Below are 26,967 nucleotides of genomic sequence, written 5' to 3' on the forward strand. Positions count from 1 at the left end.
GTCCATGGGGGTGGGCGTGGTTTCGGTTGGGGGCAGCCTTTGGGACTGTTGGCGCACAAAGAACCCGGAACGGGGACGGGATTCGATGACACCCTTGCGTTCCAGTTCAAGGTATGCCTGGTTTACGGTGGAGACGGATACGCCCAGCCTGTTGCTGAAGCCCCGGAGCGAGGGGAGTTTGTCGCCAAGCCCCAAGGCTCCCGAAGCTATCAGGGCCATGATGTTTTTCTCTACGCTTTGATATCGGTATGTTTTCATGACGTATTCTGAAACTGTTATGTGTCTATTTTGTTTGTTCTGTATCTGTACTGGTTACAGATTTTCCGCTTTACTGCAAGCCAGGGATGAATAAGATTAACCGGGCCATGGCCCGACAAACTTTCAAAGAGACACTCCTTATGACCATTGATGCCATTGCTGGAGAGCAGGCTGATTCTCCGATGATGTCGGCAGTCAAACAGGTGGCCCCCATTGTCATGGGGTACCTGCCTGTGGGCGCGGCCTATGGGGTCCTGGCCCAGCAGGCCGGATTGTCCATGCTCAACACCGTGCTCATGTCGGTCCTGGTATATGCAGGGTCGGCCCAGCTCATCGGTGTGGCCATGTTCGCCACCGGATTGAATCCGCTCTCCATCATCGCCACCACCTTCGTGGTCAACCTGCGCCACCTGCTCATGAGCGCTTCCCTGGCCCCGAATCTCAAGTCGTGGAACAAGTGGGAGCTGGCCCTGTTCGCCTATGAAGTCACGGACGAGTCCTTTGCCGTGCACTCGGTTCGGTTTGCCCGCGGCGACCTGAACAAGACAACCTGTTTCGGCATAAACGCCATTGCCCAATCCTTTTGGATACTGTCTTCCTGGGTGGGCTACCTGGCCGGTTCGTCGATTCCGAACGTGGAGCCGCTGGGCATAGACTACGCCTTGCCCGCCATGTTCATTGCGCTGTTGGTCATGCAGGTGAAGAACAAGCTGCACTTGCTGGTGGCCGGATTCAGCGGACTGGTGTCCATCGCGCTGATCCAGGCCGGGGCGGACCAATGGAGCGTCATTCTCGCCACCGTTATCGGCGCCTCGTTCGGCGCAGGAGTGGAATCATGGACCAGAAAATAGTGTTCCTGACCATTGTCGGCATGTTGGCCGTGACCTATGTGCCGCGCATGGTACCTCTGGTGGCCCTGGCCTCCCGTACCCTGCCCGAGTCCGTGGTACGCTGGCTTTCCTTCGTACCCGCTGCCGTGCTTTCGTCCATGCTCTTTCCGGCGCTGCTCTTGAAAGACGGCCATTTCAATTTTGCACCGGACAATTATTTCCTGTGGGCAGCCATCCCCGCATTCCTCCTGGCCTGGCGTACCAAGTCCTTTTTCGGCACTGTGGCACTGGGCATGGTCCTGGTGGCGGCCGGCCGGTACTTTCTCGGATAGGGGTTGTCTCATGAAGACCATTGGTTTGCTCGGCGGCATGAGCTGGGAATCCTCACTGGAATATTATCGCGTCATGAATGAGGAAGTGAAAACTCGGCTGGGTGGTCTGCATTCCGCCAAAATTCTCATGTACAGCGTGGATTTTGCTCCGCTCCGCGAGCTGATGCTTGCCGGAGACTGGGGCGGGGTGGGCCAACATCTGTCCGAAGGCGCCCGGACCCTGGCACAGGCCGGGGCCGACCTTATTGTCATCGGGACCAACACCATGCACAAACTGGCTCCGCAGGTGGCGGAAGCGGTGTCTGTCCCTCTGGTGCATATTGCTGACGCCACGGCTGATGCGGCACGGGCGCAGGGGTATTCCAAGGTTGCGTTGCTCGGCACCATTTTCACCATGGAAGACGACTTCTACAGGCAGCGTCTCGTGGACCATGGGTTCGAGGTGCTCGTGCCCGAGGCGGATGACCGCAAACTGGTGGACCGCGTCATCTTTGACGAACTGTGCAAGGGCGCGTTGCTGGACGGCTCCCGCGCCGAGTTTCTGCGCATTATCAGTGAACTGGCCGTGCAGGGTGCCGAGGCGGTTATCCTTGGCTGCACCGAAATCGGCCTGCTGGTCCGGCCCGGCGATACCGAAGTTCCCACTCTGGACACCTGCCGGATCCACGCGGTCAGGGTGGTCGCCGAAGCCCTTTCCTGATCACCAATTCCTCCCACCGTCCGGAAAACAAATCACATGCTTGACCCGCGCCGGTAACATGGTATTCCTTGTGGGCGCACCGGGGGTGCGTTTTTTCAGTCGCGTAATCATCTGGGAGGGTGTGTGAGCGATTCTATCAAGACATTGAAAGACCTGTTGGCCGAATCCGTGGAAAAGCATGCCGACCGGGTAGCTCTCGGGTTCGTGAATGGTGAGCCGATCACCTATGCCGAGCTTGCCGGGCATGTGCGAGATTTTCAGACCGTGCTCAAGGGACTGGGGATCAAGCCCGAGGACAAGGTCGCCATCATCAGCGAAAACATGCCCAATTGGGCCATTGCCTATTTTTCCATCACCACCATGGGGGCCGTCGTTGTTCCCATTCTTCAGGAATTCCACCACAGCGCGGTTCATCATATCCTGCGTCATTCAGAAGCCAAGATGGTGATCGTTTCCAGACGCTATGCCGAGAAGGTGGAGGGGGAGAATTTCCCCAATCTCGAAACGGTCGTGATCATGGACGATTTTTCCTTGGAGGACGAAGAGGGAAAACTGACGCCTTACAGGGACGCTCTGGAATCCGCCAAAGAGCGTATGGAGCAGATCGGCGAAGCGGCCATGGAACGCATGGAACAGTTCGGCGAAGCGGCCATGGACAAGTTGCCGGATTCAGCCAGGGAAAAGGTGGACAAGTTCAGTGATACGGCCAGGGAGAAAGTCGAAAAGCTGAGTGGTAGCTATAAGGAAAGGGTGGAGCGGTTTTCCGATTCCGCCATGAAACAGGTTTATAAACTGAGTGGTTCGGCCCGGAAGTTTATTGACCGCAGAACAGGGAAAGTCTTTGCCCTGACCGAAGACCATGTGGCAGCCATTCTCTATACCTCGGGGACCACAGGCCATTCCAAGGGGGTGGTGCTGACCCACCGGAATCTGGTGCAGAACTGTTTGTCCGGTGTTTTGACCATCCCGGTTTTTCATACCGACCGCTTCCTGTCCGTCCTGCCCATGGCCCACACGTATGAATGTACGGTGGGATTGATAGTTCCCATGCATTGCGGCAGTGCGGTCTATTACCTGCAAAAGCCGCCGACCCCAAAGACATTGCTGCCTGCCATGCAGAAGGTCAGGCCCACGGTCATGAATGTGGTGCCGTTGATTATCGAGAAAATCTACAAGACCAGAATCAAACGGAAGCTTACCGGATCGGGAGTGGCCCGCGGGCTCATGAAGATCGGTCTGACCCGTCGAAAGCTGTCACAGGTGGCGGGCAAGAAGCTTGTCGAGGCCTTTGGCGGCGAATTGCGCTGTATGTGCATAGGCGGTGCGCCCCTGTCTGCCGAAGTGGAGTTGTTTCTGACCGATGCCAAGGTTCCGTATGCCATCGGTTACGGCATGACCGAGGCCTCGCCGTTGCTGGCCGGTATAGAGCCGGGCAGGCAGCGTCTCCGGGCCATCGGCCCGCCTCTGCCGGGCGTTGAAATCATGATAGACTCCCCGGACCCGGAAACGGGCGAGGGAGAGGTTTTGGCAAAAGGTCCCAATATCATGCGGGAGTATTACAAGGCCCCCAGCGATACCAAAGATACCTTCACCGAGGACGGCTGGCTCAAGACCGGTGATCTCGGCAAGATAGAGGATGGATATCTGTACCTCAAGGGGCGGCTCAAGAATGTCATTATCGGTCCCAGCGGTGAGAACATCTACCCGGAAGAGGTTGAATCAATAATTAATTCGAATAATTATGTTCAGGAATCTCTGGTGTATGAGTCGGAAGGAAAGGTGTTGGCCCGGATTCATCTCAACTATGATGTTCTGGATGAAGAATTCGGCGTCAGCAAGAAGATCGAATCTGAAGTGCGCAAGAAAGTTGAGAAAATCATGGAGGATATCCGGGTGGAAGTGAATTCCAAGGTATCCACTTTTGCTCGCCTGCATCGTGTCGTCGAGCAGGTTGAGCCGTTTGAGAAGACGCCGACACAGAAGATCAAACGATTTATTTATCTGGACCGATAGAAAACGTCAGGCATGAAAAAAGGGCGCAACCCATCGGGTTGCGCCCTTTTTTTGTTCTGGATTACTGTACGTCGGCCGCAACCTGCATGCGCACTATCTTGTCCGGATTCGATACCGAACCGCTGCCGCCGGAGCCTTTCTTGATCTTGTCCACGAATTCCATGCCCGAGGTCACTTTCCCCCATACCGTGTACTGGTGGTCGAGAAACGGGGCCGGGGCAAAGCAGATGAAGAACTGGCTGTCCCCACTGTCCGGGTTCTGGGAACGGGCCATGCCCACGGTGCCGCGTTCGAACGGGGTATACGTGAATTCGGCGGGGAGATTCTTGCCGGAGCCGCCGCGGCCCGTGCCGGTGGGGTCGCCGGTTTGGGCCATGAAGCCGTCGATGACCCGGTGGAAGACGATGCCGTCGTAGAATCTCATCCGGGTCAGTTCCTTGATGCGGGCCACATGGATCGGGGCCAGGTCAGGGAACATCTCGATGACCACCCGCCCGTCTTCCAGGTCCAGGTACAGGGTGTTTTCCAGGTCGGCAGCATTGGCTGTGGAAAAGGCGAACATGACCAGCAAGATGCTGGCGAGCAGGGATTTCAGTATGATTTTCATCGTGTTTCCGTACTGTTGACTTGAGTGTTTCATGGGCCGTTTTGGGCCAGCTTCGTCAGAATGTCCACGTGGACCGGCAGGCATTTGTTCAGGCAATACCTGTCCAGAATGGTCTGTCTCGCCGCCCGTCTGAGCGGTGTCAGTTCCGTTTGGCGGGTCAGAGCTTCCAGAGTGGCTTTAGCTATTTTTTCCGGGGAATGGAAGTCCGTTTTGAGGCCGTTTTCTCCGAAGCGGATGACTTCACGTACCGGTTCGGTGTCGGAGGCGACCACAAGACAGCCGCAAGACATGGCTTCAAGCAGGGACCAGGAGAGCACAAAGGGCCAGGTCAGGTAGACATGGGCCGAGGATGCCTGGAGTACCTGCTTGTATAGGCCGTAGGGGAGCGGGCCCGTGAAGTGGACGCGGTTTTGGTCCACCTTGATCTTTTGCTGCATGCATGCCTTGTAGGAGGCGTTGTTCGGTAGCCTGGGACTGTAGCAGGTGCGGTCCTCGCCCACGATGAGTACGTGGCATTCAGGCCGTGCATCCAGGATAGCCGGTAGTGCTTCGTAGAATTGGGGGAAACCGCGGTATGGTTCCAGGCCGCGGGCGCAGTAAGTGACCAGTTCGCGGGCTCCGGTCAGGTCCGCGCCCGGGATGTTCAGGCCCGAGATCGGCAGCAGGCCTTCATCGGCAGGGGCAAAATAGCTGGTGTTGATGCCGTCGTGAATCTGGGTGATCTTGGACTGGAACTCCGGCGGGAATTGGGCCTGTTGCCAGGCCGTGGGCGTCACTCCTGCGTGACAGGAGGCCAGATCATGCAAGGTGGTGGAGTTGCGCATTCGCAACTGGGCATCCTGGATTTCGGTTCTCGGCCGACCGTCGAACAGCACCTCTGCGCTTTGCGTATTGAAATACCATTCGAAATAACCGACGAACGGCGTGTCCGGGAATGCATCTTTCAGGAACAGGGTCTGTCCCCACCCGGAATGGCCGAGGATGACGTCGGGGATGAATCCACGGTTTTTGATGTCGAGGCAAAGCTTGAGCATGGCTGCACCGTGGCGGACCCCCTCGTCAAACCCTTTGCTCAGGATATGTATGTCGTTGCCGGTGGCGGCGGGTGGAGAGAAAATTGCTTTTGTGACTCCCGGAATGGACCATTCGGGGCGTGGGTTCTTTGTGGCGAACACCACCTGGTTGCCTTTGATTCTGCCCAGGTATTCGGCAATATGTCTGAATTGTCCGGGAAAGTTGATGTGAGAGATGAGTATGCGCATGGGGGCCAGGAATTATGGAGCGGGGTGCATTGGCGGAAAATTCTGCATTGTGCTGGCCTAGTTGCTTCCAAGGCAACGGGAGATATAGCTCTGGAGTTCCTGCCGGTCCAATGGCTTGGCCATGAACAGGGTGGCGCCCAGTTTGAGCAGATTGGAAATGTCGTTGATGCCGACAACGGCAGACATGATGATGATGGGCAGGGAGTCAAACTGTTGATCGCCTCGCAGGGTCTGGATGAGTTGCTGCCCGTCCATTTCCGGCATCATTATGTCGGTCAGGAGCAGGTCGAAGTCATTGCTGGCCAGGAGGGTTTCATAGGCGTGTTTCCCATGGGGGCTGACAAAAGCGGTATGCCCCAACTCTTCGACGATTTTGACAGCGAGTTTTTGGGAGATTCTGTCGTCTTCGGCAATGAGTATTTTAGCCATGGAATGATCCTCTTCTCGACGCGACGCGGTTTATGTTGATAAAAAGAGATTCTGTACCGTCACGATGTTAGCAGTTGAGACTCTAGCATGCCATGGTAAAAAGTAAAGTCCATGATACACCATTTGTCAGCGAAGTGTTCGACAGAGGATGGCCGCGTCTGCGGGAGCAAACGCGGCCGGTTGCATCATACCTTCTTGACGTGCATGCAGTCTTCGAATTCACAGGTTATTTTGTAATTCCCTCCACTTGTTCCCAGGGTGTACTCGTTGCCGGGGAACAGGGTACAGGCGGCTTCGAATCCGTCGTTGACCATGATGTCCTTGGCCTCGCCGTTGGATTCGAATCTGACGGTGGTCCCGTCGGCAAGGGTGACCATTTCTCCATGATGTACATCGACGGGCAGATCAGCTTCGGTAAATGATGACATATTCTCCTCCTGGTAAGTTGGAAAGGAATCCTCCACGATTCTCCCATACACCCAGAAAAGAAAAATGAACAGTGCAAAACGTCCGAATAGATGAGGGGCTGGTTTTCGACAGGCAAGTGATGTATGGATCTTTGCAGGAGATATGCCTGTGAATTCGACCATTCTTGTCGTTGATAGCGACGCTTCCATTCGTACACTGATACACGATGTCCTCTCGGCCAGGGGATATCGTGTGGAAGCCGCTTCCAGCCCGGCCTCGGCCGCCGCCTTCATGGCCCGCCATGACCCCGATCTCATTTTTGCCTCTTTCGGAAAAGGTGAAGATGAGGGGAGTCTGGTGCGCGAGGCGGGAAAGCTCGGCCAGACCGCGCCGGTTATTCTGGTGGTCGACGCAGGCTTTGATGATGCCGGTAGAGTTGTGGAAGCCTGCGGCGCCATGGCTTACCTCAAAAAACCGGTGAATCGGATGCAGTTGGAGATGCTGGCCCGCCAGGGAGTGGCCTTGGGCGAACTCAGGGCCCGGGTTGCAGCCCAATCGTCCGAGTTGATCCGCATGAAGTCATTCATGCAGACCATGCTCGGCATGGACGGGGGGATGACGTTGGTCCTTGATGCGGAGGCGATCGTCCTGGAGCGGGGCGGACAGGTGATGGCGAGGCTGCAAGTGGATATCGAGCAGTGCGTCGGCGTTCCGTATCTTTCCCTCTTTCCGGGACCGGTGGCGCGGTTGCATGCCGAAACCATTGCCAAGGTCCGTGCGTCCGGCCAGGCGGCTCGTCTGGAAGAGCATCGCGGCGGCATGGTCATGGAGACCGAGATCAATCCCGTCTCGGACGGCGAGCGGTTGTCCGGGTTCGTGGTGTGCGTGAGGGATATCACTGCCAAGCGGCGCAGTGAAGTGGGTTTGGCCGAGAGCGAGAAGCAGTACCGCAGTGTTTTCGAGGGGGCGGCTGCGGCCATTATCCTCATAGACCGGGACCGTGGTGTGGTCATCGAGTGCAATGAAGCCGCCGCCCGTGCCCTGGGGTATGGGCCGGGGGAAATGCACGGAATCAACCTTCGCGATCTGGTGGCGCATCCGGACAAGACATTGCAGGCCATGGGCCACGGAACCGAACGTATTTCATACGACTACCTCAGGCGCAAGAACGGTTCCTCGTTTCCTGTGGAGATGTCCTTGAGCTATTACACCAATGCGGGACGTGAGGTCTGCATCCTCTACGCCCAGGATATCTCCCGTCGCAAGATCGTTGAAGAGGCGTTGCGCGAAGGGGCGCGGTTGTATCGGGCCGTGGTCGAGGATCAGACCGAGCTTATCTGCCGCTACGCCCCGAACGGCACTCTGACCTTTGTCAACGACGCCTATGAGCGATTCCTGGGGCTGGACGAGGACGAGATTCTCGGCAGGGATTTCTTTTCCAGCCTCGGCTCCGTGGATCACCGTGCCCTGACCGAATGGCTTGCCAAGTCCGATTCCGGCCAGGCCGTGCTCAACAGGGAGATTGTCCAGGTGCGCAACGACGGAGACGAGCGTTGGATTCAATGGACCCACCGCGCCATCTTCAACGACAGAAAAGACGTTGTCGAGATACAGGCGGTAGGGCGCGACATTACTGAGCGCAAGGACGCCGAGCAGGCCCTGAATCAGGCCACGCTGGAAAAGGAACAATACCGCTCCAACCTGGAGGCGACCTTCGCCAGTATTCCCGATGCCATCCTGACCGTGGATTCCGACTTGTCCATTATGGCCACCAACAGTGCGGCCAAGGCCCTGTTCGGGTTCGAGCGGGATCAGGCCAGGGGGCTCAATCTCAACGAGGTGGTCGAGGGCGACGGCAACCCCTGCGTCAACGTGCTCAAGCAGGTTCTCAAAACCGACAAGCCGGTGCGCGGCTACGAGATCGAGCTGGACACACCGTCTCTCGGCGGGCGCATGGTGGAGATCAATTGTTCGCCGCTGGTGGGCAAGGACAAACAGCAGACCGGCGCTGTCCTGATCGTGCGCGATGTCTCCCATATCGCGGATCTGGAAAAGCAGTTGCAGCAGCGGCAGGGGTTCAGGGGCATAGTGGGGCGCAGCAGTCCCATGCAGGATGTCTATCATCTCCTGGAACAGCTTTCGCCTCTGGATTCCACTGTGCTCATTCTCGGCGAATCGGGAACCGGCAAGGAGCTGGTGGCCGAGGCCCTGCACTACGGCGGCGCACGCGCAGGCAAGCCCCTGATCAAGGTCAACTGCTCCGCCCTGTCGGAAAACCTGCTTGAGAGCGAATTGTTCGGCCATGTGCGCGGTGCGTTTACCGGCGCGGTACGGGACAAGGTCGGACGCATCCAGGCGGCTCAGGGAGGTACGCTCTTCCTGGACGAGATCGGGGATATTTCCCCCATGCTTCAACTCAAGCTGCTCCGTTTTTTGGAACAGAAGGAGTATGAGCGCGTTGGGGAATCCAAAACCTGTACCGCCAATGTGCGCATTATCGCGGCCACCAACGTGGATTTGCGGCGATCGGTCAGACAGGGAGTGTTCCGCGAGGATCTGTACTATCGCCTGAACGTCATGCCCGTCTCCTTGCCGCCGCTCAGGGAGCGGCAAGCGGACATTCCCTTGTTGGTGGAATATTTTCTCGGTATCTTTTCCAACAGTTTCAGCAAGCAGTTCGAAGGGGTGTCCGAAGACGTCATGGACCTGTTCCTGAGCTACGGCTGGCCGGGCAACGTCCGGGAGCTCCGACATACCCTGGAGCACGCCTGCATTCTGTCGCCGGGCAAGATCATCGGCCTCAAGTATGTTCGCAAGGATCTGGTGGAGTGCCTGCAGACTCCGGTTCTTGAGCAGCTTATGGCAGGGCCGGCCGCACCCCTGGCGCCGTTCGTGTCGCGCAGGCCCGGCAGGGATGACATCCTGTCCGTGCTCGAGCAGTGCGGAGGGAACAAGGCCCGTGCGGCCCGTGAACTCGGCATCCATAGGGCCACACTCTACCGGAAGCTTGCGGCCTGGGGGATTGACGGATAGCCCTTTTCTGTTACGCCTTTTGGCTCGGAATCAGATTATAATCGATATAACGCATTGATATAATGCATTGGTGTTTTTCGCTTGTTATGCTCGGTCTGAATTATCGGGGCGGGTTTTTTTATTGGGTCAGTTGAAATGAAGAGAGCGTGGGGAACTCATATATGATCAAAACCATCGAGCCACAGGCATTCGACCTTGAATTGCAAAGCCATGGAGAACCTTTTCTGGTCGCATTTCTGAAGCGCAACGAACGATTCGCCTTTCAGACTGAAATAATGGATACCATCTGCAAATCACATGGCAACACAGTCCGTTGTTTCCTGTATGACTCAGATTATCTGGACACTGCCATGGAGCGGTTTTCGGTGGAGGGAACCCCGACATTCCTGTTGTTCAGCCAGGGCAGGGAAGTGAACCGTCTCATCGGGGAGTCCGATGATGAGACCTTGGATGAGTTCATCAGGGAGTGCCTTCAAATGTGATTTGCTTGTATCCGAATAGTATCATGAAAAGGGGACGCACGAATCATCGCGCGTCCCCATCTGTTTTGGCGAGATAAGTCTTGTCTAGGACTTGATCCGTGTCTTGCCGTCCAGGGTCATGACCGGGCCGTAGTGCTGGGGCCTTCTGTCTCGGAAAAAGCCCCATCCGGCCCGGAAGTTGCGGATTTCCTCGAAGTCCACCGCAGCAGTGAAGACGCCCTCCGAGGTCCGGTCGGCGTCGGCAATGAGTTCCCCCATGGGGTCGGTGATGAAGGAGGAACCGTAGAAGGTCATTTCCACACTGCCGTCCCGTTCCGTGCCGATGCGGTTGGAGGCGCAGACCGGCATGATGTTGGCGGCCGCGTGCCCTTGCTGGGTACGTCGCCAATGGGGCATGGAGTCGCAGCCGGGCATGGTCGGCTCGGAGCCGATGGCCGTGGGATACATGAGCACGTCCGCGCCCAGCAGCGCCATGGCCCGGGCAGCTTCGGGATACCACTGATCCCAGCAGATGCCCACGCCGACGTTGCCGTAGGCAGTTTTCCATACCTTGAATCCGGTGTCGCCGGGGTTGAAGTAGTATTTTTCTTCATAGCCCGGTCCCTGGGGGATGTGCGTCTTGCGGTACAGGCCGAGCATGGTCCCGTCCGCGTCCATCATGGCCATGGAGTTGTAGAACGCCTTGCCCGCCCGCTCGAAGAAGGACACCGGCAGCACCACGCCGAGTTCCTTTGCCAGGCCGGAAAAACGGGCCAGCAGCGGATCGTCCAGGGTCGCCTCATGGGCATAGGCGAAATAGTCGTGATTTTGCGTCTTGCAGAAATAGGGGCCTTCGAACAGTTCCTGCAACAGGATGATCTGTGCGTCTTTTGAGGCTGCTTCGCGGACCAGGGTTTCCGCCTTGTCGAGGTTGGCGGCAAAGTTGTCGATGCACGCCATTTGCGTGACGGCCAGGATCGTTTTACTCATTTTCACTCCTAGAAGACCGGCAGCGGTGCGCCCTTGGGCTGTTGCTGGGTGATGCAGTGAATGCCTCCGCCTCCGGCAAAGATGTCCAGGCTTGGAATCTGGATGATCTCCCGGTCCGGGAAGGCCTTGCACATGAGCTTGAAGGCGACTTCGTCCATGGGGTCGTCAAAGGCGGACATGACGATGCCTCCATTGGCCATGTAAAAGTTGATGTAGCTCAAATCCATACGCCAGTCACCGTGGTGGCGCGGTGCCGGCTCGGGCATACGGATGATCTCGAAGGAGCGCCCCTTGGCGTCGGTGGCCGCTTCAAGTCTCCGGATGGCGTCCTGGCTGACCGCGTGGTTGTTGTCGGCAGGGTCGGTGCAATCGTGGACCATGACCACGCCGGGCCGGACAAAACAGGCCAGGATGTCCACATGGCCGTTGGTCTCGTCGTCTTCCAGGCCGTTGCCGAGCCAGATGACCTTTTCCGTTCCCAGGTATGCGGCGAAGAGTTCCTCGAAATCCCTGGCCGAGAAGCCCGCATTGCGCCGTGGGTCGAACTGGACCTGTTCGGTGGTCAGCAGGGTGCCTTCCCCGTCCGAGTGGATGCCGCCGCCTTCGATGATGAAGGGCGCGGCATAACGGCGCATATTCAGGTACTCCAGGACGTTCAGGGCCATGGGCTCGTCGTGTCTGCCTTCGTACCGGGCGATATGGCCCCAGTCGTTGAACACCCAGTCCACACCGGCCACGCCGCCCTTGCCGTCCACCACGAAGGTGGGGGCCGAGTCGCGTGCCCAGGAATCACGGGTGTCCATGGGAACAATGGTCACGCTGTCGCCGCACAGGGACACGGCCTGGTCGATCAGTTCGGGGCGGCACATCATGTAGACAGGTTCGAATCGGCCGATCGCCTTGGCGACCTCGGCATAGGCCAGGCGCGGACGGTCCAGGCCAAAGGGCCAGGCCGAAGGCTTGCACGGCCAGATCATCCAGGTGGCTTCGTGTTCTTCCCATTCTCCAGGCATGAAGAGTCCGTCGCAGGAGGGTGCGCGGACCGGGATGCGGACAGGGGGGACAGGGGTGTTGGACATTTATCTTCCAGCCTCGTTCATTATGGATTTTCCAAAGGCGTCCCGTTTAAGTTCCGGGGAGCCGTATTCGTTTCTGAATTTCATTTGCTTTGCTTTGTTTTTTGCGGTGTCGCCTTCCCATTCCGCAAAGGTCAGGGCGTTGAAGTGGCATTCCGCCACGCAGGCCGGATCGCCGCCACACAGGTCGCATTTGAAAGCCTTGCCCGTGGTCGGGTGTTTGCTAACCATGCCCCAGGAACAGGCGGGAATGCATTTGCCGCATCCGGTGCAGATGTCGGCATCGATGGTGACGATGCCGTCCAGGCCGCGCGTGATGGCCTGTTCCGGGCAGGCGGTCAGACAGTCCGGCCGTTTGCACTGGAAACAGACTGACGGCACTGAATAGCCTTGCAGCGGGTAATTGTTGATGGACAGCCTGGCCAGGGCGGGCGCGAACATGTTTTCGTGTCTGGCCGAACAGGCGTAGGCGCACCGGTTGCAGCCCGTGCACAGGTCGGGGTTGGTTATGAGCGTCATGGTCATGATATCCACCTTCCTTACAGGCTCAGGGCCGCGCGCTTGGCCTGCGTGGGCACGCCGTTGCTGTCCCACTCGCGACTGGTGTAGTAACGCTGTTTCATGTCCGCCAGATCTGCACTGGTCATGGTGCTGCCGTCATTCGGACCTTTCTTGAGGGCGGTTTTCAGGATCTTATCCGGCAGTGTGTCGTCCTTGGCCGTGAAACCCGCCTTGAGGTTGAACAGCCGGGCCAGATTCCAGATGCGCTCTCCGGCCAAATCGAGTTCCTCGGAGGTCACGGTCTCTCCCAGGGCCGCACTGAGCAGGTCTGCCAGAATGGTGGAGTTGACGCTGCCCCAAAAGTCGCAGATGCACATGGACCATTTGATGCCGTTGAAGTTTTGGCCGCTGACGACCTCGGCCACCAGGGCCTCGTGATCAAACGGGGTTTCCGAGAATAACGGGAAGGCACGCAAATGGCAGGCACCCCGTTCGGAAGTGGCGTAGGCCAGCCCCATGCCGTGGTTGCCGCGTGGGTCGTATGCCGGGAATTCCAATCCCTTGGAGTTCACGGCCAAATGTCCGGCGTTGTATTTCTCACCCAATCCCCTTGTGCCCAGAGCGAGATCCCTGCCCCGGTCCGTTGACAGGGTGGCGATCTCCTCAACGACTGAAAGATACTCGGCTTTCCCGCCGAATTCCAGCCCGAAATCGTGCAATCCCATCTCCTTCATGTCCATGGCCATGGCAATGGTGGCCCCGGTGGTGATGGTGTCCACGCCCCAGTCGTCGCAGGTGCGATTGAACTTGATGATGGAGCCGAGGTCGTTCATGCCGCAGTTGGAACCGCCCAGGCAGAGCGTCTCGTACTCCGGCCCTTCCACGGCCACCCCGTCGACGGAGGTGAACTTGCCGCAGCCCAGGGGGCAGGAGATGCATGCCCGCTGGGAGATGGTCGCCTTTTTCACGGACTCGGTGCCGATGGCCCCGAAGTCTTCATTGACGCCATAGGTGAAGTTCCGGGTGGGATGCAACCCCATTTCGTTGGTCACGTTCACGATGAGCGGCGTGCCGTCGGTTTTGGCCCACAGGTTGGCCTCGGTCATGAGGTTCTCGGCCGAGGCTGTCCTTGCCACGGACAGGAACTTTTCCATGTCCGCAACGCGTATGCCGCCGGTGCCGCGAATGACCACGCCCTTGAGATTCTTGGACCCGAAGAGCGCGCCCACGCCGCCGCGACCGAACTGGCGGTAGGCCTCGCTGCCCACGCAGGCAAAAGGAATCAGATTTTCGCCCGCCGGGCCGATAGCCATGGACTTGGCTGCCGGGCACCCCGAAGCCGCCTTCAAAGCCTTCTCGGTCTCGAAGATGGGCTTGCCCCAGAGATATCCTGCGTCCTCTATGGAGACATCGGCGTCGTTGATGCTGATAAACACCGGACCCGCAGCCCTGCCGGTGATGATCATGCCGTCGTATCCGGCATGTTTCAGTTCCGGGCCGATGGAACCGCCCACGTTGGATTCGAAGATGGTACCGGTCTGCGGAGACCTGGAGACCATGCAGAATCTGCCGGACAGTGGGGCCAATGTCCCGGCCAGTGCACCGGTCATGAAAATCATGGGCGTGCTCGCGTCAAGTGCGTCGACAGCGGGATTAGCCAGTTCCGTGAAATACTTTGCCGCCAATCCCCAGCCGCCCCAGAACTGGCGGAGCCAGTCCCGGTTCAGCGGTTCATCGGTGATGGTTCCCGCACTCAGATCAACGCGGAGAATCTTGCCTGCATAGAGGTACATGCTTCCTCCTAGACCTTGATGTCCTTGATCACATCTTCCATGCGATTGAGCGCTTCGTCGAGCAGGTCGTAGGAGATGTTCAAGGCGGGTTCAAAACGGATGCACTTGGCGTTGGTCAGGGTCCCTGCCGTGATCACGCCCCGTGCGAACAGGCCCGAAGCCACTTCGTAGCCGATTTCGTTGGTGGCGAACTGCATGCCGATGAGCAGGCCGAGGCCTGACACGGAGTCAAGGATGCCGGGATACCTGTCCGAAAGTTCGTTCAGGCGTTTCTTGACATATATGCCCTTTTCCTTGGCCTGGTTGGGCAGGTCTTCCTCGTGCATGACCGTGATGGCGGCCAGGGCGGAGGCGCAGGCCAGGGGGTTGCCGCCGGTGGTCGTGGTGTGCATGAACGGGTTCGGTTCCATGACTTCCCAAATCTTGGGGGTGGAGAAGAAGCCGGACATGGGCACCACGCCGCCGCCCAGTGCCTTGCCGAAGCACATGATGTCGGGCTGCACGTCCCAATGGTCCACTCCGAAGATTTCACCTGTGCGGCCGAATCCGGTTTGGACCTCGTCGGCGATCAGCAGCACTTCGTACTTGTCGCAGATCTGGCGCAGTTTGGGCCAGTAGTCGGCGGGCGGTACAATGGCCCCGGCTTCGCCCTGGATGGGCTCGGCAACAACGGCGGCGATGTCGTCGCCCACGGCTTTGGCATGCTTCAACTCCGATTCGACGGCGTCGGCATCACCGAAGTTGACGTGGCGGACGCCTTCCAGCAGCGGCAACAGGGGAGCGCGGTAGTCGTTCTTGCCCATGAGGGAAAGGGAACCCAGGGTCTTGCCGTGGAATCCCTTGAGCATGGAGATGAACCCTTTTTTGCCGGTGTAGAATTTGGCCAGCTTCATGGCTCCTTCAACGGCTTCGGTGCCGGAGTTGGCAAAGAATCCGTACTGGATATCGCCGGGGGTGAGCTTGGCGATGATCCGGGCGAGTTTGGCGCGCAAGGGGTCGAGCATTTCCTGGGAGTATTGGGGCGAGCGGTCGAGCTGCGCCTTGACGGCTTCAATGATCTTGGGATGGCGGATGCCGTAGCTGTAAAGGCCGAATCCGCCGAGGATGTCGATGTATTCGCGATCCAGGGCGTCTCTCAGGATGGAGCCCTGGCCGGTCCATTCGGTCACGGCAAAGGAGCCGGCTTCGGTCACGGATTTGCGGTATTCGAGAAACCCCTTGTTGATGTAATCACGGAAGTTTTCCACGGTTTCGATGGCGATTGCCTTGCGCTCATCCAATGAAACCGTCCCGGTGGGTTTCTTGATGATGTCGACAAAGTCGCTTGCTTCCTGAAATGCCTGTTGGATATCGCGAGTCATGATGAATCTCCGTGTTTTCTGGTGAGTGTAAGCAGGTTCTGGTCCTTGTGGTGCATTGCTCCTATGCTTTTGGACCGTCTCTGGCGTCGTCCACCGGTTTGCCTTCGACAATGGTCTTGATGATCGCGATATCGCGAATGGCTTCCGGGACCACGTTTGTGGGGTCGGCGCTCAGAATCACCAGATCGGCGATTTTGCCCGGCTCGATGCTGCCGCGGATCGTTTCTTCGAATCCGCTGAATGCAGCATCTATTGTAAACATTCTAATGGCTTCAAGTGCAGTGAGCCGTTCTTCTTCAATGGGATGGAGCACAGCGGCCTGAATTCCCACGAGCGGCCCGTGGGGCGTGACGGGGCAGTCCGAACCGCCGCTCATCCTCACGCCGTTTTCCAGCATGGTCCGGTAGGGGTGCATCCAGCGCAGCCGCTCCATGCCGAACCGGAGTTCGTAGTCTTCCATGTCCACCAGATAGGGCAGGAATGCGGGCTGCATACCCGCCATGATACCCGCCCTTCCCATGCGTTCGACCTGATCCTTCGTGGGTATCTCGCAGTGCTCGATACGATGGCGGTGGTCTTGGCGAGGGTGTGCCTCAAGGGCCTTTTCCATGGCCGAAAGAACCTGCTCGATGGCCCGATCGGTTTCGCAGTGGATGGCGACCTGGAGTCCCTTTTCGTGGGCCGCAAGGATGAAGGCGTCCATCTCTTCCTGCGTGAAATTCAGTGTGCCGCAGTTGTCGGGTTGATTCAGGTACGGTTCGAACAGGGCCGCGGTGTAGGCGTCGATGGCACCGTCGGCGCAGATGCAGCCGCCGATGCGCGTCAGCCCCAGGGCCACAGTCTCGTCGATGTCCATGACCTGGTTCCAGATCACGGTGTTGAGCGGCAGTTTGTCTCGGTTTTGCAGCACCAAGCGGGTGTCGCCGGGGCCGAATCCGCCGCCCTCCAGGCAGTGCAGGGTGGTGATGCCCTGTTTCTGGGCCGCCCGGCACGCCCGGCGGAAGCTGTCGAGCTTCACGTCCTCGGGGGTCAGGCCGGAGACGGCCGGAAAAACGAAGTCGGGTGCGCCGGGATCGCGGATCAGCCCGGTGGGTTTGCCGTCCGGGCCGAGGTCCATGCCGGACAGGTCCGACGGCGGGGCGAGTATCTCAAGGGCCTTGGAGTTGAGCGCGCACAAATGCCAGGACGAGTGCACGATCATGATCGGGCTGGTAGTGCACAGGGCGTCCAGCTCCTCCTTCAGGGGAAGGCGCTTTTCCTTGAGGGAGGTGTCGTTGAGGGTATACCCGAGAATCCAGGCGCCGGGCCGTGTGGTCCGGGCGGCCTCGGCAATCTTTTCATACACGATTTCCAGGGAGTCAACGTCCTGGAAATCGATGCCGTTGAGCACCTGGCCGGTCAGGCCGAGGTGTTGGTGGGAGTCGATGAAACCGGGCAGAACGGTCTGGCCTTCAAGGTCCATGACGGGCCAGCCTGCGGCCATGAGTCCGGCCATGTCGGAATGGTCGCCGACACAGCGGATTCTGCCGTTTTCCACGGCCAGGGCCGTGTGTCGGGAATCCGTTTCATCCATGGAGAGGATGTTGCCGTTTATGAGAATATAATTGTCTTGCATGATGTATGTCGGCGGCCGGGGAGGTGAACCCCGGCCGCCGGGGTAAATGTTAGCGGGTTTTCACCATGGTCCAGATCTGGTCGTACATCTTGTTGTCGTTGCCCAGGTCCTGGATGAACTGCAGCTTGGACATGTAGGCCTCTTCCGGGTAGATCGCCTGGTTTTTGAAGTCCTCAGGCGTGATGAGCGGGAAGGCCGCCTTGTTCGGGGTGGCGTACTGGGTCCAGTTGGACAGTTTGGCGCCGACCTCGGGTTTCAGGACCCAGTTGATGAAGGTGTGCGCCATGTCCGGGTGGGGTGCGCCGATGGGGATGGACATGTTGTCCACCCAGCCGATGGTGCCTTCGGACGGATTCACGAAAGCGCAGGTGTCCGGGTTGTCGGCCACGGCGCGCAGGGCATCGCCGTTGTAGACGATGGCGGCGACAGCGGTGCCGGCCACGACCTTGGAACGACCGCCGGTGCCGACGTCGAACCCTGCGAAGTAGTCGGATTTCTTGGCTTCGAGCATCTTGTCCATCAGGGCCTTGAGTTCCGTCTTGTCCGTGGTGTTGACGTCCATGCCCATGGCACACTGGGCCACGCCGAGCATCTCACGGATGGAGTCGACCATGATGAAGGCGCCCTGACGCTTGTCGGCGTCGAAGATGACCTTCCAGGAGCCGTCAAAGTCCTTGAGTTTGTCCTTGCGGTACATCATGCCCAGGGTTCCCCACTGGTAGGCAACGGTGTATTTGTTGCCGTTGTCCCACTTGGGATTGATGAACGTCGCCTGGAGGTTGGACAGGTTGGGGAGCTTGGAGTGGTCGAGTTCCCTGAGCAGTTCCAGTTTGACCATGGCCGGGATGATATAGTCGGACGGAACAACGACGTCATACTGGTTCTTGCCGCCGGCCTGGAGCTTGGCGACCATTTCCTCCATGGACTCGTAATATTCCACACGGACCTTGATCCCGGTGTCCTTTTCGAAGTCGGACAGGAAATCTTCAGGCATGTATTCGCTCCAGATGAGCAGGCGCATTTCCTCGGCAGCAAAGGCACAGGGTGCCAGTACGGCGATCGTCAAAAGGACCATCATGACGGCTAACAGCAATTTACGCATCTTCGTTCTCCTTTCCGTTCAAATTGTTAGAAATCTTTTCTGAAGCGACGACCAGTATAATCGTCAGCAAGAGACCCACCGTGGACAGGGCGTGAATCTTGGGCGTGATGCCGCGATGCACCTCTGCGAATATGTAGAGCGGCAGGGTCACCGAAGTGGGCCCGGCCGTGAAGAAACTGATGATGAAGTCGTCCAGCGAGAGGGTGAAGGCGAGCATGGCCCCGGACACGATGCCCGGGGTGAGCATGGGCAGGATGACCTTTCGCAGGGTGTACCAGTTGTCGGCATAGAGGTCTCTGGACGCTTCCTCGATCTCGTTGTTGAAGGCCGCCAGCCGGCTGCGCACCACCAGGGCCACGAAGGCGACCTGGAAGGTGACGTGGCCGATGATCATGTTGAGCATGCCGGGTTCAAAGGCGGAAGAGATGTAGCGCAGGGAGGCAAAGGCGATGACCAGTGCGCCCGCGAACACGATTTCCGGTGTGATGACCGGCATGTACAGGTTGAATTCGAAGAAGGCGGCTGTTTTCCTGCCCCACGGGAATCGGCTCAGTCCAATGGCCAGGGCGGTTCCGAGCACGGTGGCGATCACGGTGGAAACGCCGCTGAGGAGCAGGGTGTTGCCCACGGCTTCGAGTATCTGTTCATTGCGGAAGAGTTCCAGATACCATTTCCAGGTGAAGCCCTGCCACGTCAGCCCGAAGCGGGAGTTGTTGACTGAAAAAGAGGCCACGGCCAAGAGCGGCATGTAGAGGAACATCAGGGTTCCGATGGCAAAGAAGGGGATCAGGAAGGGTTTGCGCTGTCTCATGCTAGACCACCTCGATTTTGTCGCCCTTGCGGCGGAACAGGAACAGGCCGATGAGGGTCAGGGCCATGAGGGCCAGGGACACTGCCGCGCCAAAAGGCCAGTCGCGGCTCTTGCCGAACTGTTGCTGGATGAGGTTGCCCACCAGCATGTACTTTGCTCCGCCCAGGAAGTCCGGGATGAGGAACATGCCCATGGCCGGAACAAACGTCAGGATGGCGCCTACGGACAGGCCGGGCAGGGTCTGGGGCAGGATGGCCTGCATGAAGATCCGCCGTTTGTTGGAATACAGATCGTAGGCTGCCTCCACCAGAGACCAGTCGAGTTTTTCCACGCTGGAGTATAGCGGCAGGACCACGAACGGGAGAAATGCCGAGATCATGCCCAGGTATACGGCAAAGGACGAGGGATAGAGCGGGCTGCCCGCCGGGATGAATCCGAGTGCGGCCGCGAATTTGGCAATGGGCAGGTCCGGAGAGAGGACGAGCTGCCAGGCGTAGGTGCGGATGACCAGGTTGGTCCAGAACGGGATGATCACCAGTGTCAGCCAGATGTACCGAGTGTGCTTGGGCTTTTTGGCAATGAAAAAGGCCAGGGGAAAGGCGAGACCGATGCAGATGGTGGTGGTCACGAAGGCCACCCACAGGGAGCGGGCCAGGATGACCAGATAGTCCGGGCTCCAGCCGAACATGCCGTAGCCTGCCAGCCGGGTGTAATTCTCGAAGGTGAAGACCCACTCGATCTCCCCGTAGCCGCCGCGGGTGGCAAAGCTGAGGGCAATGAGCGCCAGGGCCGGGATGGTCAGGAACATGAGAATCCAGAACAGCCCCGGTGAGATGTGGAGCAGGCCCCGGCGCCTCAGCGAGTTTCTGGTGGTCAGTTCGCCGAACCAGATGCGGGTATTTGAATGGGATTCGTTAGTCATCGATGGCCACCAGTGCGTCTTCGAGCAGTTCCACCCAGATCTGATCGCCCACATTGAGTTTCTTGTGCGGTGCGCAGCGCATGCGCAGGCCGCCGGGCTCCAGGGTGATGTCCAGGAAATTGCCTCGGTAGAATGTTTCGGTGACTGTTGCCAGTACTCCGTTGGTCTCCGGCTCCTTGTCGCGCAGCAGGATGCCCTCGGGACGGATGACCAGTGCCCCGTGCTTCCATTGGGGCGGGGAGGGCAGGGTCAGTCTGCCCACTTGGGTGAAGGTCTGGTCACTGCGCCGCTCCGCCTCCAGGATGTTGGCCGTACCGATGAATTCAGCCACGAAACGGCAGTTGGGGCGGTCGTATATCTGTCTGGGGGAACCGTACTGCAATACTTCGCCGTCCTTCATGACGGCGATGCGGTCGGATACGGTCAAGGCTTCGTCCTGATCGTGGGTGACCAGAATGAACGTCTTGTGCAGTTGTTGCTGCAGCCGTCTGAGCTGCACCTGCAACTGGGTGCGCAGCTTGGCATCCAGGGCGGACATGGGTTCGTCCAGCAGCAGGAGTTCGGGTTCGCAGACCAGGGCGCGCGCCATGGCAACACGCTGGCGCTGGCCGCCGGAAAGCTGGTCGGGATAACGGTCTTTGAAGTTGTTCAGTTCCAGCATTTCCAGCATCTTCTGGACTCTGGGTTTGATTTCCGATTCGGGTATTTTTTGTGAGCGCAGGCCAAAGGCTATGTTGTCCGCGTTGGTCATGTGCGGAAACAGTGCGTAGCTCTGAAAGACCGTGTTCACGGGCCGTTCGTTGGCGGGTTTGTTGTAGATGGGCAGCCCGTTGAGAAAGATCGAGCCGGAGTCGGCCTGTTCAAGTCCCGCTATAATCCGCAGGAGGGTGGTCTTTCCGCAGCCTGAAGGGCCGAGCAGGGTGAACAATTCACCCTTCTTGACCGTGATGTCCACATTCTTGAGGGCCTGGACCTCTCCGTAGCTTTTGGTGACGGCGTATGCTTCAAGACTCATATCTTTGCTTCTCCTTGGCGAGCGTGTCGATTGGCGGAATTCCCGATTCGTCCCAACCACGCAGGTGGTAATAGTCGTTGAGCAGGAGGGCGTATTCCTCCCGGGTTATCGAATGTCCCGAAGGCAGAGCTTCATGAAGTTTTTTCGGCAGCCGGTCGTCGTCGGGCGTGAGGCCTTCCCGGACATTGAAACGGCGGGTGTCGTCCACCACCCTGGCGGCGGCTTTCCGCAGTGAGTCTTGGTCCCATGGGGCACCCGTGACCAGGGTGAGCATCCGGGCCAGGGTGTCCCAGTCGTACATGTCCCGATAGAAGCGGCAGAGAATCAGGCAGTCGAATATGACCAGCCTGTCTTCAAAGGAAATGAGCAGGTCTGCCTTGCCTTCAATGGCTTCCGGCGGAATCATTCCGGCCAATTCGGGTTTGTAGAACGTGGTTCGCAGGTGACAGGCTCCGCGCGGGGAGGTGCCGTAGGTCAGCCCCATTCCCTTGAGTACGCGGGGATCGTATCCGGCGGGTTCAAGACCCTTGACGTGCACGGCCATGTCAGAGAGGCCGAGCTGTTTTGATGCCTTGACGATACCGTCTGCAAGGATGTTTCCCAGCCCTTCCCTGTTGGATATCTGTTCCAGCAGGGCGGAAATGCCGTTGGCGTCGCCGTAGGACAGCGGCGCGTCCAGGCGGCCCTGGCTGGATGCCTCGGCCACCAGTGCGCAGAGATTGCCAGCGGAAATGGTATCCATGCCGAGTCGGTCGCACAGGTCGTTGAGATGGGCGATCTCATCGATGTTTCTGATCATGCACAGGCCGCCGAAGGCATAGATGGTTTCGTATTCCGGGCCTTCGATGGTCAGTCCCTTGTGCGGGCCGTGGGATATACGCGCCTTGCGGCCGCAGGCCATGAAGCATTTGAGGCAGGCGTGGGGGGTGATTTCGTGCTGTTCATGGAAGGCGTCGCCGCTGATCCTCTCCCAATGGTCGCAGGAGCCTGCGGACCAGTAGCGGCTGGGGAATGCTCCCACCGTGTTCATGAGCGCCACCATCTGGGTGGTGCCGCGCGCCCTGTAGGCCTTGGTTGCCGGGGAGTCTATGTTGTGATTCCGAAATTGCTTGGCAAAGGCCTTCAATCCTTCCGGGTCCGCCACCTTTCGTTTTCGGTCCCCGGCAAACACGATGCCCTTGATCTTCTTGGAGCCGAGCACCGCGCCCATGCCGCACCGGCCTGCACTGCGCCAATAATCGTTCTCCAGGACGGCAAAGGCGATCAGGTTCTCGCCCGCAGGACCGATGACCAAGGCCCCGGGTCTGCCGAAACCCTCGCCATTGGGGGTGTACTGTTCTATGAGCGCGTCTTCGGCAGCGTAGGTTTCGACCCCGGCAAGCTCCGGCACGTCATGGAAGATGCACCCGTCCGGGTGGATGGCCAGGGCGGTCAGGCTGTGGGCCGCCCCTGAGATGACAATGGCATCGAATCCGGCGCGGTCAATGGCTTCCGGTGTTTTGCCGCCGGAGTAGGATTCGGCGTAGAAGCCGGTTTGCGGCGATTTGGAGTACACGCCGTATCGACTGCCGCCCCAGACCGATGTGCCGCAGCATGGGCCTGTGGTGATGATGAAGTGGTTCTCGGGGGCCAGGGGAGCGACTCCGGGAGGATTGAGCTCGAGCAGAAGACGCGTGCCCAGCGCCTTGCCCCCGGGCAGGTCGAGGCCGAGGTTTTTCATCGGCTCGACGCGGAAGGTCCGCGCCGAGCAGTCGATGAAGAGTATGCGACCGTAAACCCCGTTCATTGCATTATCCTTGCGTCACGGAAGCAAAGGCGGCTTCCATGATGTTCAGTCCGCGCTCAAGTTCCTGGTCGGTGGAGACCAGCGGCATGAGCGTGCGGATGACGTTGCCGCCGTTGCCGCAGGAAAGGATGATGAGGCCGTTCTTCTGGCATTCGGCAACCATGGCCTTGGCCAGGTCCGGGGCCACGGTCTTTTCCTTGCGGTCATGGACCAGTTCCAGGGCGAGCATGGAGCCGAGTCCCCGGATGTCGCCGATACAGTCGAATTTCCTGGCCCAGTCCTCGAAGGCGGTTCTGACCTTTGCGCCGAGTTCCCTGGACCGTTGGGCCAGGTTCTCGTTTTCAGCCACGTCCACTGCCGCCAGTGCGGCTGCGCAGCTCACCGGGTTGCCGCCGTAAGTGCCGCCGAGACCGCCGACCTGCGGTGCGTCCATCAGTTCGGCGCGGCCGGTGACTGCCGAGATGGGCATGCCGCCTCCCAGGGACTTGGCCGAGGTCAACAGGTCGGGAACCACATCCCATTGTTCGATGGCGAACATGGTGCCGGTGCGGCAGATGCCGGTCTGGACTTCGTCGATGATCAGCAGGATGCCGAATTCCTCGCAGATTTCCTTGATGCGCGGGAAGTACTCCTTGGGGGGGACCAGGAAGCCGCCTTCTCCGGCCACGGGTTCCAAAATCACGGCTGCCACGCTGGCCGGGTCTACCAGGTCAACGAACCGCTTCTTGAGCAGATCGGCACAGGCAATGTTGCAGTTCGGGTAGGAACACCCGACAGGACAGCGGTAGCAGTAGGCGAATGGGATGCGGTATATTTCAGGCGCATAGGGGCCAAAGCCCGCTTTGTACGGCATGACTTTGGCGGTCAGGCTGGCGGCCAGCAGGGTGCGCCCGTGGAAGCCTGAGCCGGAGGCTATTACGGCCGGGCGACCGGTGGCGTGCCGGGCGATCTTGACCGCATTCTCCACGGCTTCAGCCCCGGAATTCAACAACACGGTCTTTTTCTCGAAGTCGCCGGGGGTCAGCTTGTTGAGCCTTTCAGCCAGGGCCACGTATCCTTCATATTGGACGACGTGATAACAGGAATGAAGGAGTTTTCCGGCCTGTTCCCGTATGGCGGCGACAACCTTGGGATGGCAATGGCCGATGTTGTTCACGCCGATGCCGCTGGCGAAATCGATATACTCCCTGCCTTCGACATCCGTGATGGTGGCGCCTTTCGCGCTGTCTGCAAATATGGAAGTAATGTTGGTGACCCCGCGAGGGACTGCCTTTTCACGCCGTTCAAGCAAAGCTTTTGTTTTCATTTTGTATACCCACCCAATTATGTATGTGTCCGATGCAGAGTTGAAAACCTGTTCTCTCTGAGCAAAGGATGAACCTTCGGAAAACTAACCGTGTAAAATAGGGATGTTATCGTAGGAATGAAGTGGTGTGAAAAGAGGGGGGTGATTCACTTGTGAATCGGCAAAAAAATGTAACCGCTTGTATTAGCAGTGAAAACGTGCGATGCAAAAATGAATCTGGTCAATAATTAACAAAATTGTTATCTTGGCTGGTTGAGCGCCGTTGAGTTAAGGGTTTAATCGGCTTGTGTTTCTAAAAAAGTCATATGCCAGAGCCGAATCAATTGTCGGATAGCTGTTTTTTACAAATTTGATAATTATGTGGTTTCAGTTGATCGGTTGATTCATTTGTGAATCATGATGTGCTGAGCTTGTGGCGCTGCATCTTTCGGACGACTGTGGGTTGGCTGGTGCCGAGATATTCGGCCATTTCACGGGTGCTCTTGCATTCGTCCATGGCCTGGATGAGCATTTTTCGTTCAATCTTGGAGATTTCCTCGGCCAGGGTGCCGGTTCCCGAATCCGTATTGTCGTTGAAGTCGAAGAGGTCTTCCAAATACTGGTCGAGTACTTCTTCCTCGCAAATGACCACGGCCTTTTTGATGATGCCGATGAGCTCCCGGACGTTTCCGGGAAAGGGATATTTTTGCAGCAGCCTCATGCCGATCGGACCTATCCGTTTGCTGGTGCGGAAAGCGGCGTTGAACTGCTTGAGATAGTGATTGACCAGTTCGAAGACATCTTCCGGCCGTTTCTTGAGAGGGGGGATGTATACGGTGAAGGTGTTCAGGCGGTAGAGCAGGTCGCGGCGAAACGCCTGTTTCTTGACCTGGGCCGCCAGATCCCGGTTGGTGGCTGCCACGATGATACAGTCCATACGCCTGGGTTTGCTTGCCCCCAGGGGATAGTATTCGTGGTCATCCAGGCAATTGAGGAGTTTGGCCTGCATTTCCAAAGGGATTTCCCCCACCTCGTCCAGGAAAAACGTCCCGCCGGCGGCCAATTCGAACAGTCCTGATTTGCCCTGTTCGGAAGCACCGGTGAATGCGCCTTTTTCATAGCCGAACAATTCGGCCTCGAACAGGGTTTCAGGCAGGGTTGCGCAGTTGACCTGGATGAACGGCTTGCCGCGACGGGGGCTGCTGTCGTGGATGAATTTGGCCAGCAAGCCCTTGCCGGTGCCGGAGTCTCCCATGAGCAGGATTTCCGATGTCTCGAACTGAGCGAGTTTCTGGGCCGTTGCCATTGCTTTGCGCATGGCCGGACTTTCGGCCACCACATAGCCTTTTTTCAATTCCATGAGCGACATGCCCGTCAGTTCCGCCTCAGCCTTTTCCTTGGCCTTTCTCGTTTGGGCCAGGGTGGTGCGCATTTCGTTGAGGTCGGTTATGTCCCTTTCGTTCAGCACGATCAGACGAATCCTGCCTTTTTCATCGAAAGTCGGAGTGCCGGTGACGATGAGTTGTCGTCCTGTCTTGGTCACATGCTGAAGGATCGACACCCTGCGTTTCTTTTTGAGAACTTCCAAGGTGGCGGACCGGTCAATGATGCCGTCCCTGACCAGATCCTTCACATGCTTGCCCACGACATCCACGGCCGAAATGGAATTGAGGCTTTCTGAAGCGTTGTTGACGTTCAGCACCACTCCTTTGCCGTCCGTGAGCCAGATGCCATCGCTGGACGCATGGAAAACCGCTTCCATATATTCGGTCAATTTCTTGTAGGCGTCGGTTTGTTCGACCGGGGTCGTCCCTGTTTCAGTGTGGATGGAGAGAATATTGCCGACAGTTGTGCCATCGACTCGGATAGGGGTGACGGACACCCGGAAGGCACCGGCAGTCGCGTGTTCGAACTGCATTTCTCCGGTCCGCTCGATATCCATTCCCGGCACTACCCGAATCAGGTCCGTGCCATGCATTTTGCCTGGCTCGTAATCGAACGTCTTTTCCGCACTTGGAGTGGCGTACACGACAAGCCGTGAAGTATCCACAACAATGACTGGTACATCCAGATGGTTCAGTATCGAATGGAATGGGATGTCTACGGGAAGCTTTTCCTGCATGCACTGAACTCCTGACAAGCTGCTGATTCAAAAGCGGATCATCATATCAATTATCCCATCCCCAAGGGGAAGTCATTAAAAAACAGGATGTGGTATGGGGTTTCGATGTTAAGTGATTCAGATTCGAGTCTAAAACTGTACACAACATGAAGGCGAGCATTATGTTTTTTAAGGAATAGCCTGATGTGCAGAAAAATAATGGACTTGGTTTGGTGGATATGCTTTTTTTTGTGATTACATTTAAGGGAGACTGGG

At 58.1% G+C, this 26,967-nt stretch carries 24 protein-coding genes; 6 read left to right on the forward strand and 18 right to left on the reverse strand.

Features of this window, described 5'->3' with window-relative positions:
• On the reverse strand, nt 1-258 hold a 258-nt coding region (locus DWB63_RS10280; RefSeq protein ID WP_164879845.1), incomplete at its 3' end, for a winged helix-turn-helix domain-containing protein.
• An 86-nt stretch (nt 259-344) separates the two neighbouring features.
• Between DWB63_RS10280 and DWB63_RS10285 the strand changes: the two genes are divergently transcribed.
• From DWB63_RS10285 to DWB63_RS10300, 4 genes are all read left to right on the forward strand, one after another.
• Nucleotides 345-1,109 carry an AzlC family ABC transporter permease gene (locus DWB63_RS10285; protein WP_347231970.1) on the forward strand — a complete coding sequence of 255 codons (765 nt, stop codon included), beginning with the start codon at nt 345-347 and terminating at the stop codon, nt 1,107-1,109.
• Nucleotides 1,094-1,420 (forward strand): AzlD domain-containing protein, encoded by a 327-nt coding sequence (locus DWB63_RS10290; protein WP_128328754.1) that lies wholly within the window; start codon nt 1,094-1,096, stop codon nt 1,418-1,420. The genes DWB63_RS10285 and DWB63_RS10290 overlap by 16 nt, the downstream gene beginning before the upstream one ends.
• Nucleotides 1,421-1,430: 10 nt before the next feature.
• Nucleotides 1,431-2,120: an aspartate/glutamate racemase family protein gene (locus tag DWB63_RS10295; protein ID WP_128328755.1), complete on the forward strand. Its 690-nt coding sequence runs from the start codon at nt 1,431-1,433 to the stop codon at nt 2,118-2,120.
• Between the two features lie 123 nt (nt 2,121-2,243).
• The gene (locus DWB63_RS10300; RefSeq protein ID WP_128328756.1) at nt 2,244-4,133 is read left to right on the forward strand and encodes an AMP-binding protein; all 1,890 of its coding nucleotides are present in this window, start codon (nt 2,244-2,246) and stop codon (nt 4,131-4,133) included.
• A gap of 61 nt (nt 4,134-4,194) precedes the next feature.
• On the opposite strand, the gene DWB63_RS10305 is transcribed toward DWB63_RS10300, so the two are convergent.
• The 4 genes from DWB63_RS10305 to DWB63_RS10320 all read right to left on the reverse strand — a co-directional run bounded on the left by DWB63_RS10305 (nt 4,195) and on the right by DWB63_RS10320 (nt 6,859).
• Nucleotides 4,195-4,740 carry a peptidylprolyl isomerase gene (locus DWB63_RS10305; protein ID WP_128328757.1) on the reverse strand — a complete coding sequence of 182 codons (546 nt, stop codon included), beginning with the start codon at nt 4,738-4,740 and terminating at the stop codon, nt 4,195-4,197.
• 29 nt (nt 4,741-4,769) lie between these two features.
• Nucleotides 4,770-6,002: a glycosyltransferase gene (locus DWB63_RS10310; RefSeq protein WP_128328758.1), complete on the reverse strand. Its 1,233-nt coding sequence runs from the start codon at nt 6,000-6,002 to the stop codon at nt 4,770-4,772.
• Nucleotides 6,003-6,059: 57 nt separating this feature from the next.
• Nucleotides 6,060-6,431, reverse strand: a complete 372-nt coding sequence (locus tag DWB63_RS10315; protein ID WP_128328759.1) for a response regulator — start codon at nt 6,429-6,431, stop codon at nt 6,060-6,062.
• A gap of 185 nt (nt 6,432-6,616) precedes the next feature.
• The gene (locus DWB63_RS10320; protein ID WP_128328760.1) at nt 6,617-6,859 is read right to left on the reverse strand and encodes a hypothetical protein; all 243 of its coding nucleotides are present in this window, start codon (nt 6,857-6,859) and stop codon (nt 6,617-6,619) included.
• Between the two features lie 142 nt (nt 6,860-7,001).
• On the opposite strand from DWB63_RS10320, the gene DWB63_RS10325 reads away from it, so the two are divergent.
• Complete coding sequence (locus tag DWB63_RS10325; RefSeq protein WP_164879846.1) at nt 7,002-9,872, forward strand: sigma 54-interacting transcriptional regulator; 2,871 nt, start codon at nt 7,002-7,004, stop codon at nt 9,870-9,872.
• A 161-nt stretch (nt 9,873-10,033) separates the two neighbouring features.
• Nucleotides 10,034-10,354 carry a thioredoxin family protein gene (locus DWB63_RS10330; RefSeq protein ID WP_128328762.1) on the forward strand — a complete coding sequence of 107 codons (321 nt, stop codon included), beginning with the start codon at nt 10,034-10,036 and terminating at the stop codon, nt 10,352-10,354.
• Between the two features lie 84 nt (nt 10,355-10,438).
• Here the strand turns inward: DWB63_RS10330 and aguB are convergent, their stop codons facing one another.
• From aguB to DWB63_RS10395, 13 genes are all read right to left on the reverse strand, one after another.
• Entirely contained in the window at nt 10,439-11,323 is an 885-nt protein-coding gene (gene aguB / locus DWB63_RS10335; RefSeq protein WP_128328763.1) for an N-carbamoylputrescine amidase, read from the reverse strand.
• Nucleotides 11,324-11,331: 8 nt separating this feature from the next.
• Nucleotides 11,332-12,402, reverse strand: a complete 1,071-nt coding sequence (locus DWB63_RS10340; RefSeq protein ID WP_128328764.1) for an agmatine deiminase family protein — start codon at nt 12,400-12,402, stop codon at nt 11,332-11,334.
• Entirely contained in the window at nt 12,403-12,924 is a 522-nt protein-coding gene (locus DWB63_RS10345) for a 4Fe-4S dicluster domain-containing protein (RefSeq protein WP_128328765.1), read from the reverse strand. It lies immediately after the preceding gene.
• 14 nt (nt 12,925-12,938) lie between these two features.
• Complete coding sequence (locus DWB63_RS10350; protein ID WP_128328766.1) at nt 12,939-14,693, reverse strand: aldehyde ferredoxin oxidoreductase family protein; 1,755 nt, start codon at nt 14,691-14,693, stop codon at nt 12,939-12,941.
• An 8-nt stretch (nt 14,694-14,701) separates the two neighbouring features.
• Nucleotides 14,702-16,054 carry a putrescine aminotransferase gene (locus tag DWB63_RS10355; protein ID WP_128328767.1) on the reverse strand — a complete coding sequence of 451 codons (1,353 nt, stop codon included), beginning with the start codon at nt 16,052-16,054 and terminating at the stop codon, nt 14,702-14,704.
• Nucleotides 16,055-16,115: 61 nt separating this feature from the next.
• Nucleotides 16,116-17,669 (reverse strand): amidohydrolase, encoded by a 1,554-nt coding sequence (locus DWB63_RS10360; protein ID WP_128328768.1) that lies wholly within the window; start codon nt 17,667-17,669, stop codon nt 16,116-16,118.
• 49 nt (nt 17,670-17,718) lie between these two features.
• On the reverse strand, nt 17,719-18,771 hold the full coding sequence (locus DWB63_RS10365; protein ID WP_128328769.1) for a spermidine/putrescine ABC transporter substrate-binding protein: 1,053 nt from the start codon (nt 18,769-18,771) through the stop codon (nt 17,719-17,721).
• Entirely contained in the window at nt 18,764-19,582 is an 819-nt protein-coding gene (locus DWB63_RS10370; protein ID WP_128328770.1) for an ABC transporter permease, read from the reverse strand. The genes DWB63_RS10365 and DWB63_RS10370 overlap by 8 nt, the downstream gene beginning before the upstream one ends.
• 1 nt (nt 19,583) lies before the next feature.
• A complete protein-coding gene (locus tag DWB63_RS10375) occupies nt 19,584-20,504 on the reverse strand; it encodes an ABC transporter permease (protein ID WP_128328771.1) in 921 nt (306 codons plus the stop codon).
• Complete coding sequence (locus DWB63_RS10380; protein ID WP_128328772.1) at nt 20,497-21,519, reverse strand: ABC transporter ATP-binding protein; 1,023 nt, start codon at nt 21,517-21,519, stop codon at nt 20,497-20,499. Before DWB63_RS10380 ends, DWB63_RS10375 begins: the two co-directional genes overlap by 8 nt.
• Nucleotides 21,509-23,305, reverse strand: a complete 1,797-nt coding sequence (locus DWB63_RS10385; RefSeq protein ID WP_128328773.1) for an aldehyde ferredoxin oxidoreductase family protein — start codon at nt 23,303-23,305, stop codon at nt 21,509-21,511. Before DWB63_RS10385 ends, DWB63_RS10380 begins: the two co-directional genes overlap by 11 nt.
• Before the next feature lie 4 nt (nt 23,306-23,309).
• A complete protein-coding gene (gabT, locus tag DWB63_RS10390) occupies nt 23,310-24,611 on the reverse strand; it encodes a 4-aminobutyrate--2-oxoglutarate transaminase (protein WP_128328774.1) in 1,302 nt (433 codons plus the stop codon).
• Nucleotides 24,612-25,005: 394 nt separating this feature from the next.
• Nucleotides 25,006-26,712 carry a sigma 54-interacting transcriptional regulator gene (locus DWB63_RS10395; RefSeq protein ID WP_128328775.1) on the reverse strand — a complete coding sequence of 569 codons (1,707 nt, stop codon included), beginning with the start codon at nt 26,710-26,712 and terminating at the stop codon, nt 25,006-25,008.
• Nucleotides 26,713-26,967: the final 255 nt, after the last annotated feature.

Origin of the sequence: Pseudodesulfovibrio sp. S3 (assembly GCF_004025585.1) — a bacterium.
Classification (GTDB): Bacteria; Desulfobacterota; Desulfovibrionia; order Desulfovibrionales; family Desulfovibrionaceae; genus Pseudodesulfovibrio.